Consider the following 8,793-nt stretch of genomic DNA (forward strand, 5'->3'; position numbering starts at 1 on the left):
CGTGCCCGCCGAGCAGGCGGCGGCCCGGGCGGCGCGCCTGCTGGTGCTGCTGCATCCGGTGCAGTGGTATTCCATGCCGGCGCTGCTGAAGCTCTGGCTGGACGAGGTGCTGACCCATGGCTGGGCCTACGGCCAGGGCGGCGACGCCCTGCGCGGGCGCGACCTGTGGCTGGTGGCCACCACCGGCGGGCCTGAAAGCAGCTACCACCCGCAGGGCTACAACCGCTACTTCTTCGACGCCTTCCTGCCGCCCTACGAGCAGACGGCCGCGCTGTGCGGCCTGCGCTTCCTGCCGCCGATGGTGCTGCATGGCGCGCACCGCGCGAGCGACGACGAGGTGGCGGCGCATGCGGCGATGTTCGCCGAGCGGCTGCGCAGCTACCCCGACTGGCCCGAGCTGGAGGACCTGCCGGCCTGCGTGGCCTGCGAGGTGCCCGAAGGCGACCGCCCGGCCGACGACGCGGAGCCCGCCTGATGGAACACACCCCCGCCTGGCTGACCTACAGCCTGATCTACCTCGGCGCGGCGGTGATCGCCGTGCCCCTGTCGCGCGCGCTCGGCCTGGGCGCCATCCTGGGCTACCTGGGCGCCGGCATCGCCATCGGCCCCTGGGGCCTGGGCCTGATCGCGCAGGTGGAGGACGTGCTGCACTTCGCCGAGTTCGGCGTGGTGCTGATGCTGTTCCTGGTCGGCCTGGAGCTGGAGCCCCGGCGGCTGTGGGCCCTGCGCCGGCCCATCTTCGGCTGGGGCAGCGCGCAAGTGCTGGGCTGCGCGGCACTGCTGGCCGCGGTGGCCATGGCAGCCGGCGTGCCCTGGCGCACCGCGGTGGTGGCCGCGCTGGGCCTGGCGCTCTCGTCCACCGCCATCGCGCTGCAGGTGATGGCCGAGCGCAACCTGCTGCCCACGCCCAGCGGGCAGGCGGGCTTCTCCATCCTGCTGTTCCAGGACGTGGCGGCCATCCCGATCCTGGCGCTGCTGCCGCTGCTCGGTGGCAGCAACGAGACGCAGGCCGCGAGCGGCGGCGACCGGGCGCTGGAGGCGCTGAAGATCGTGGGCGTGATCGGCGGCATCGTGCTCGGCGGGCGGCTGGCCCTGCGGCCGCTGCTGCGCTGGATCGCCAAGAGCGACACGCCAGAGATCTTCACCGCCGCCTCGCTGCTGCTGGTGGTGGCCATCGCGGCGCTGATGCAGCAGGTGGGCCTGTCGATGGCGCTGGGCGCCTTCCTGGCCGGCGTGCTGCTGGCCGAGAGTGAATACCGGCGCGAGCTGGAGACCGACATCGAGCCGTTCAAGGGCCTGCTGCTCGGCCTGTTCTTCATCGCGGTGGGCATGAGCATCGACTTCGGCGTGCTGGCCCGCCAGCCAGGCGCCATGCTGCTGATCGTGCTGGCGCTGCTGGTGTGCAAGGCGGTGGTGATCTGGGGCATCGCGGCGCCGATGGGCATTCCGCTCGCGGAGCGGCCGGTGTTCACCCTGCTGCTGGCGCAAGGCGGCGAGTTCGCCTTCGTCGTGTTCCAGGCGGCGGCCGGCGCGCGCGTGTTCCCGGCCGAGACCGCCTCGCTGCTCGTCGGCGCGGTGGCCGTGTCGATGCTGGTGAGCCCCCTGCTGCTGGTGGCGGTGGACCGCTGGGTGCTGCCGCGCTTCGCGGGCGCCCGCCGCACGCTGGACGAGATCAGCGAGCCGCAGGCCACGCCGGTCATCATCGCCGGCTTCGGCCGCTACGGGCAGATCGTCGGCCGCCTGCTCACCGCGCAGGGTATCCCTTCCACCGTGCTGGACCACGACGCGGACATGGTGGAGGCCGCGCGCGCCTTCGGCTACCACGTGTTCTACGGCGACGCCTCGCGGCTGGACCTGCTGCGCGTGGCCGGCGCCGGGCAGGCGCGTGTGCTGGTCGTGGCGGTGGATGACCGCGACCAGTCGCTCGCCATCGTTCGGCTGGCACGCGAGCATTTCCCGCATCTCACGCTGGTGGCCCGGGCGCGCGACGTGACCCACTGGAACGCGCTGCGCGACCACGACGTGGTGCATGTCGAGCGCGAGCTGTTCGAGTCCAGCCTGCGCAGCGGCCGCACCGTGCTGGAGGTGCTGGGCCATGAGCCGGCCGAGGCGCGGCGGCTGACGATGCGCTTCCGCCGTCACAACATCGAGCTGTTCGAGCAGATGTACCTGCACCAGCAGGACCGCACCCGCCTGATCGCCGTGGCCAAGCAGGGGCGGCTGCAGTTCGAGGAGCAGATGGCGCGCGAGCGCGCCGAGGCTCAGGCGCGGCGCGCCCGGGGCGAGACACGCGAGAAGGAGTGGGACGAGGGGCGGTCGCAGGCGCCACCCAGCGCTGGGGTTGCACCCCAGCCTGCGGAACAGCCCCACTCGGGGCCCTCGTAAATCCCCTACCGGAACCCATCCCACACCAGCTTGCACCCGGTGAGGAACATGCCGAGGTAGATGAGCCGGTAGAACAGCTGCGGCTGGATGCGGTGCGCGAGGCGCACGCCCACCATCACGCCGATGGGCGCGAAGGGCAGCAGGGCCACCGAGGTCGCCATGTTGCGCAGGTCCAGCAGGCCCAGCCACGCGTAGGGCACCCACTTGCTGAGGTTGATGACGAAGAAGAACACCGACATGGTGGCGGTGAACACCAGCGGCGGCAGCCGCATGGGGATGACGTAGGCGTTGATGGGCGGCCCGCCCGCATGCGCCACGAAGCTGGTGAAGCCCGAGGTGGCGGTGAGGATCGCGCCCAGCCACTTCGGCGGCGGCGGGCTGTCCGCGCGGGGCGGAAACAGCAGCCGCTGCGCCAGGAACAGCAGCGTGAACACGCCCACGATGGCCGCCACCACCCGCGCGTCGAGCAGCTTGAACAGCAGGGTGCCCACCAGCGTGCCCACCAGGCCCATCGGCACCAGGAAGCGCACCAGCTTCCAGTCGAAGTGGCGGCGGAAGGCCGCGATGCCCATCACGTCCATCACGAACAGGATGGGCATGAGGATCGCCGCGGCCTGCGGCACGGTGACCGTGAGCGCCATCATCGGCACCGCGAGCGAGCCGAAGCCGGCGCCGAAGCCGCTCTTGCTCACGCCCAGCAGCAGCACCGCCGGGATGGCGACGGCGTAGAACGCCCAGTCGGTGATCAGGGGCAGCGACGACAAGGGCGGCGCGCCGGTCAGCGGCCGGCCAGCAGCCCGGCCAGCGCGCGCAGCTGCGGCTGCGTGATGGGGTCGTTCGCGGCGCTCGCGGCAATGGGGTGCGAGGCGAAGCGCGCCACCACGAGATCCGCGGCAGGCGCGATGTACAGCCGCTGGCCGTGAATGCCACGGCCCTCGAAGCCGCCGAACGCGTCGTGCGTGACCCACCACATGCTGCGGTACGAGTAGCCGGGCAGCAGCGTGTAGCCGGCCTTGGCGAAGCGCGCGGGATCGGCGCCGCGGCGGATGTCGGCCACCACCGCGGCCGGCACCACCTGGCGGCCGTTGCAGTCCCCCTCGCGCCGCATCAGTTCGCCGAAGCGGGCCAGGTCGCGCAGCGTGGCCGAGAGCCCGCCGCCGCCCATGGGCACGCCGAGCGCGTCCACCGTGAGGTAGCCGTCCTCCTGGCAGGCCATCGGCTGCCACAGGCGATCCGACAGCATGCGTGCCAGCGGCACGCCGGTGGCGCGGTGCATCACCCAGGCCAGCACTTCGGTGTTGACCGTCTTGTAGGCAAAGGCCTCGCCATGCGCGCCCTCGGGCCGCAGCGTGGGCAGGTAGGCATGGAAGCCCTCGGGCAGGTCACTGCCCGGCGGGCGGGGCCGCAGCCCGCCGGCGCGCGCGTACGCCCAGATGTGTGCCTGCGGATCGGCGTAGGCCTCGGAGTAGGCCACGCCGATCTGCATGTCCATCACCTGCCGCAGCGTGGCGTTGTCGTAGGCCGTGCCCTGCATCTCGGGCAGCCAGTGCGGGATGCGCGCCTGAGCGTCCAGCACGCCCTCGTGCACCAGGCAGGCCGCGAGCGTGCCCACGTAGCTCTTGGTGATGGAGAAGCAGGCATGCGGCAGGTGCGGCTGCAGGGCGCCGAAGTAGCGCTCATACAGCACGCGGCCGCGATGCAGCACGAGGATGCCGTCGGTGTAGGTGTCGAGCAGCGCCTGCTCCCATCCCATCGGCTGGCCGTCGAGGGTCTGGAACTTCAGCGCCTCGATGGCCACGCCGTCGGCGATCTGCGGATCACCCAGCAACTGCGACGGCCCGCGCCCGCGCCAGACGTTGACCGTGGGCACCAGCTCCCGCGTGTGCGAGAGGGTCCAGCGGATCTGCGGAAACTCGTAGAAGCGGTCGGCCGCGAAGGTGACGCGGCGATCCGGCGGCGGCGGCGCGCCCTCCATCCAGCCGAAACGGCGCGGATCGGAGGCGCGGCCGTCGGGGTAGTCGCGGCCGTCGAAGCGCAGGGTGCGGTCGCCGCCGGTGGCCATGTCAGACCCGCTCCAACACCACCGCGATGCCCTGCCCGACGCCGATGCACATGGTGCACAGCGCGTAGCGGCCGCCGGTGCGGTGCAGCTGGTTCACCGCCGTGGTGGCCAGCCGCGCACCGGAGGCGCCCAGCGGATGCCCCAGCGCGATGGCGCCGCCGTTCGGGTTGACGCGCGGGTCATCGTCCGGCAGGCCCAGCAGGCGCAGCACGGCCAGGCCCTGCGCGGCGAAGGCTTCGTTCAGCTCGATCACGTCGAGCTGCGCCAGCGTGAGGCCGGTCAACGCCAGCACCTTCTGCGTGGCCGGCGCCGGGCCGATGCCCATGACGCGCGGCGCCACGCCGGCCGTGGCCATGCCCACGATGCGCGCGCGGGGCGTGAGGCCGTTCTTCGCGGCGGTGGCCTCGTCGGCCAGCAGGAGCGCGCAGGAACCGTCGTTGACACCGCTGGCGTTGCCGGCGGTCACGGTGCCGTCGGGCCGCACCACGCCCTTGAGGCGGCCCAGCGCCTCCATCGAGGTCTCGCGCGGGTGCTCGTCCTGCTTCACCACGATGGGGTCGCCCTTGCGCTGTGGCAGCGTCACCGGCGTGATCTCGGCATCGAAGAAGCCGGCCTTCTGCGCGGCCACCGCCTTCTGCTGCGAGGCGAGCGCCATGCGGTCCTGCGCTTCGCGCTCGATGCCGTGGTCGGTGGCCACGTTCTCGGCCGTCTCGGGCATGGAGTCCACGCCATGCAGCTCCTTCATGCGGCGGTTCACGAAGCGCCAGCCGATGGTGGTGTCGTAGACCGCGTTGGTGCGCGAGAACGCGCTCTCGGCCTTGGGCATGACGAAGGGCGCGCGGCTCATGCTTTCCACGCCGCCGGCGATCATCAGGCCGGCCTCGCCCGCCTTGATGGCGCGCGCGGCGCTGCCCACCGCGTCGAGCCCCGAGCCGCACAGGCGGTTGATGGTGGCGCCGGGCACGTCGATGGGCAGGCCGGCCAGCAGCGCGGCCATGCGCGCCACGTTGCGGTTGTCCTCGCCGGCCTGGTTGGCGCAGCCGTACAGCACGTCGGTGAGGGCTTGCCAGTCCACGCCGGTGTTGCGCGCCATGAGCGCCTGGATCGGGATCGCGGCCAGGTCGTCGGTGCGCACCGAAGACAGTGCACCGCCGTAGCGGCCGAAGGGGGTGCGGATGGCGTCGCAGATGAAGGCTTGTCGGGTCATGGGGGAAGGTCTCCTGTTCGAAGTGCGCACGGGCACGGCCGCATTGTCACGCAGCCAGCGGCAGCCCGGTCAGGCGCTCCAGCTCGGCGCGCGACAGGCCGGGCACGGCGTCGATCAGGCGCAGGCCCGACGGCCCGCAGGCGAACGTGCCGAGATCGGTGTAGACGCGCTTGACGCACGCCACGCCGGTGAGCGGATAGGAGCATTGCGCCACCAGCTTGCTGGCGCCCTGCTTCGTGAGCAGGTCCATCATCACCCAGGTCTGCTTCGCGCCCACGGCCAGATCCATCGCGCCGCCCACGGCCGGGATCGCGTCGGCGTCACCGGTGTGCCAGTTGGCCAGGTCGCCGGTGGCGGAGACCTGGAAGGCGCCCAGCACGCAGATGTCCAGGTGGCCGCCGCGCATCATGGCGAAGCTGTCGGCATGGTGGAAGAAGGCGCCGCCCGGGCGCAGCGTGACAGGCTGCTTGCCGGCGTTGATGAGGTCGTAGTCCTCCTCGCCCGCGGCCGGCGCGGGGCCCATGCCCAGGATGCCGTTCTCGCTGTGCAGGAGGATCTCGATGCCCGCCGGCAGGTGGTTGGCCACCAGCGTGGGCTGGCCGATGCCCAGGTTGACGATGGCGCCGTCGGGGATGTCGCGCGCCACGCGCTGCGCCAGCTGGGCCTTGGTGAGGGGTTGCCAGGTCATGGGTGGTCCCCTCAGGCGGCCTGGCGGAAGCCGCCGGCCTGGGTGGCGGTGCGCGGAATGCACACCACGTGCCGCACGAAGAGCCCCGGCGTGACGATCACCTCCGGATCCAGCGCGCCCAGTTCCACCACCTCGTACACGCTCGCCACCGTGCGCTTCGCCGCCATCGCCATGATCGGCCCGAAGTTGCGCGCGGCCTTGCGGTAGGTGAGGTTGCCCCAGCGGTCACCGCGCTCGGCCTTGATCAGAGCCACGTCGGCGTGGATGGGGTACTCCAGCACGTAGGGCCGGCCGTCGATCACCCGCGTCTCCTTGCCCGCGGCCAGCGGCGTGCCGTGGCCCGTGGGCGTGTAGAAGGCACCGATGCCGGCGCCGGCCGCGCGGATGCGCTCGGCCAGGTTGCCCTGGGGCACCAGCTCCAGCTCGATGCGGCCGGCGCGGTACAGGCCGTCGAACACGTGGCTGTCCACCTGGCGCGGGAAGCTGCAGATGATCTTGCGTACGCGCCCGGCCTTCAGCAGCGCGGCGAGGCCGGTGTCGCCGTTGCCGGCGTTGTTGTTGACGATCACGAGGTCGCGCGCGCCCTGCTCGATCAAGCCCTCCACCAGCTCGCCGGGAATGCCCGCGGTGCCGAAGCCGCCGACCATGACGGTGGCGCCATCCGCGATGCCGGCCAGCGCATCGGCCACGCTGGCGGCGATCTTGTCGATCATGCCTGTCTCCTGTTGCTGCCGGGGATTATGGAAAGGATTGGCCGGCCCTGCGCCGCAGGTGGCGGCGTGCTAGCCTCCGGCCCATGTTCAGCCCCTCACAGGAAGACGTGCGGCGCTTCTTCTGCGCCGTGCACGCGAAGACGCGCGCGGGCGCCCCCATGGACGCGCTGGAGACGCTGGCCAGCCAGTGGATCGCCGAGCACCCTGAGTACCACGCCGACCTGGCCGATGTCGAAGCGGCGGTGGCGCGCGCCTATGACGGTGCCGACGGCCGGACCAACCCCTTCCTGCACCTGTCCATGCACCTGTCGATCAGCGAGCAATGCTCCATCGACCAGCCGCGCGGCATCCGCCAGGCGGTGGAGCTGCTCGCCGCGCGCCGCGACTCGCTGCACGAGGCGCACCATGAAGCGATGGAGTGCCTGGGCCGCATGCTGTGGGAGAGCCAGCGCGCCGGCCGGCCGCCGGACGGGCAGGCGTACATCGATTGCGTGCAGCGGCGGGCGACGGGGGATTGAGCCTCTACTCCCGCCCCTCCACCGCCACCACCTCCAGCGCCTGCAACGCTTCCTCGGCCACCGACTGGCCGGCCTTCAGCGCCGGGCCGGCCAGCGCAGCCAGCGCCGGGGAGCAGACCGCGCGCAGGTCGCGGCCCATGCCCAGCGACAGCAGCGCATGCGCCTGCTGCGGGCCTTCGCCGCTCACGAGCGTCACTTCCGCTTCGCCATGCAGGGCGTCGGCGACACGCAGCAGCGAGATCGGGCCCAGGTGCATTGCCACGGCGCCGCTGCCCGGCTCGGCTGGCAGGCGGCCGGCCACGGCCAGGCCGGCGCGCAGCGCGCGATGGGCATGGCCGGCCGCGAGCGGGCCGGCCTCTTCCACGAACACCGCCAGCAGGCCCAGGCCGGCGGGCAGCAGGTAGGTAGGCGCGAACAGGTTGAGTGCATCGCGCGCGCCCTGGTAGCGCTGGTAGGCGCGCTCGCAGGCCTCGGGGTCGCCGAAGTCTGGCTGCCAGGCGCCGAACACATCCACCAGCACCAGCAGTGCCTCGGCGTGGCCGCGGCCGGTGCCGGCGCCCAGGCCGCGGGACCAGCGGCGATCCAGCTCGCGCAGCAGGCGGTCCTCGAACTGGTCGGCCAGCTCTCGGCGCTGCTCGCGCAGCGCGGCCTCGAACTTCGGGCCCATCACGCTGGCGGCCTGGTCCTGGTAGGCCTTGCGCTTGCGCAGCAGCACCGAAACGGCCTCGCACAGCTCCTCGAAGCGGAACGGCTTGGTGAGGTAGTCGTCGGCGCCGGCGGCCATGCCCAGGCGCACGTTCTCGCGTTCGGTCATCATGCTCAGCAGGATGACCGGCACGGTGTACAGGTGCGCGTCGCGGCGCAGGTCGCGCACGACCTCGTAGCCGGTCATGCCGGGCATGCGCACGTCGCAGACGATCAGGTCGGGCTGCTGCACGCGGGCGATCGCCAGGCCCTCGGCGCCGTCGGCGGCTTCAAGCACGTCATGCCCGGCCGTCTGCAGCGCGCGCACGGCCGCGAAGCGCTGCACGCGGTCGTCCTCGATCACCAGGATGCGGGCCATGACGCTTCGATTGTGCCTGCGGGCGCGCGTCTCAGAGCTTGTGAAGTAAACGGTTCGCGTTGACCGGCGAGCCGGCTGCTGCGAACCGCGCGGTTGAACGACCCTGAGGCGCGCCGAGTTCATCCAGTAGGTCGCATTGGCCTACGCGGGGAGCGAT

General features: G+C 72.1%; 9 protein-coding genes. 3 read left to right on the forward strand and 6 right to left on the reverse strand.

The window, feature by feature from the left end:
- The coding region (locus tag ACE3T5_RS19800) for an NAD(P)H-dependent oxidoreductase (protein WP_374669829.1) at positions 1-475 on the forward strand (475 nt) is incomplete at its 5' end.
- Positions 475-2,385: a glutathione-regulated potassium-efflux system protein KefC gene (gene kefC, locus ACE3T5_RS19805; RefSeq protein WP_374669830.1), complete on the forward strand. Its 1,911-nt coding sequence runs from the start codon at positions 475-477 to the stop codon at positions 2,383-2,385. The genes ACE3T5_RS19800 and kefC, both read left to right, overlap by 1 nt.
- Positions 2,386-2,390: 5 nt before the next feature.
- Here the strand turns inward: kefC and ACE3T5_RS19810 are convergent, their stop codons facing one another.
- From ACE3T5_RS19810 to ACE3T5_RS19830, 5 genes are read right to left on the reverse strand one after another with little or no spacing between them, the layout of a single operon-like run.
- Positions 2,391-3,149: a sulfite exporter TauE/SafE family protein gene (locus ACE3T5_RS19810; protein ID WP_374669831.1), complete on the reverse strand. Its 759-nt coding sequence runs from the start codon at positions 3,147-3,149 to the stop codon at positions 2,391-2,393.
- Between the two features lie 14 nt (positions 3,150-3,163).
- The gene (locus ACE3T5_RS19815; protein ID WP_374669832.1) at positions 3,164-4,447 is read right to left on the reverse strand and encodes a serine hydrolase domain-containing protein; all 1,284 of its coding nucleotides are present in this window, start codon (positions 4,445-4,447) and stop codon (positions 3,164-3,166) included.
- 1 nt (position 4,448) lies between these two features.
- Complete coding sequence (gene pcaF / locus ACE3T5_RS19820) at positions 4,449-5,654, reverse strand: 3-oxoadipyl-CoA thiolase (RefSeq protein WP_374669833.1); 1,206 nt, start codon at positions 5,652-5,654, stop codon at positions 4,449-4,451.
- A 46-nt stretch (positions 5,655-5,700) separates the two neighbouring features.
- A complete protein-coding gene (locus tag ACE3T5_RS19825; RefSeq protein ID WP_374669834.1) occupies positions 5,701-6,342 on the reverse strand; it encodes a 3-oxoacid CoA-transferase subunit B in 642 nt (213 codons plus the stop codon).
- A gap of 11 nt (positions 6,343-6,353) precedes the next feature.
- Entirely contained in the window at positions 6,354-7,055 is a 702-nt protein-coding gene (locus ACE3T5_RS19830; RefSeq protein WP_374669835.1) for a 3-oxoacid CoA-transferase subunit A, read from the reverse strand.
- Between the two features lie 83 nt (positions 7,056-7,138).
- Here ACE3T5_RS19830 and ACE3T5_RS19835 point away from each other — a divergent pair, with 83 nt between their 5' ends.
- Entirely contained in the window at positions 7,139-7,573 is a 435-nt protein-coding gene (locus ACE3T5_RS19835; protein WP_374669836.1) for a DUF1841 family protein, read from the forward strand.
- A gap of 4 nt (positions 7,574-7,577) precedes the next feature.
- Here the strand turns inward: ACE3T5_RS19835 and ACE3T5_RS19840 are convergent, their stop codons facing one another.
- Positions 7,578-8,636, reverse strand: coding sequence for a response regulator transcription factor (locus tag ACE3T5_RS19840; RefSeq protein ID WP_374669837.1), 1,059 nt, complete (start codon positions 8,634-8,636; stop codon positions 7,578-7,580).
- Positions 8,637-8,793: the final 157 nt, after the last annotated feature.

Origin of the sequence: Ramlibacter sp. (genome assembly GCF_041916345.1) — a bacterium.
GTDB lineage: Bacteria > Pseudomonadota > Gammaproteobacteria > Burkholderiales > Burkholderiaceae_C > Ramlibacter.

Excerpts from the sequence above, each read along its gene's own strand:
- ACE3T5_RS19830 (WP_374669835.1), bottom strand. The coding sequence starts at position 7,055 with ATGATCGACAAGATCGCCGCCAGCGTGGCCGATGCGCTGGCCGGCATC.
- pcaF (WP_374669833.1), bottom strand. The coding sequence starts at position 5,654 with ATGACCCGACAAGCCTTCATCTGCGACGCCATCCGCACCCCCTTCGGC.
- ACE3T5_RS19835 (WP_374669836.1), top strand. The coding sequence starts at position 7,139 with ATGTTCAGCCCCTCACAGGAAGACGTGCGGCGCTTCTTCTGCGCCGTG.
- ACE3T5_RS19815 (WP_374669832.1), bottom strand. The coding sequence starts at position 4,447 with ATGGCCACCGGCGGCGACCGCACCCTGCGCTTCGACGGCCGCGACTAC.
- kefC (WP_374669830.1), top strand. The coding sequence starts at position 475 with ATGGAACACACCCCCGCCTGGCTGACCTACAGCCTGATCTACCTCGGC.
- ACE3T5_RS19825 (WP_374669834.1), bottom strand. The coding sequence starts at position 6,342 with ATGACCTGGCAACCCCTCACCAAGGCCCAGCTGGCGCAGCGCGTGGCG.
- ACE3T5_RS19840 (WP_374669837.1), bottom strand. The coding sequence starts at position 8,636 with ATGGCCCGCATCCTGGTGATCGAGGACGACCGCGTGCAGCGCTTCGCG.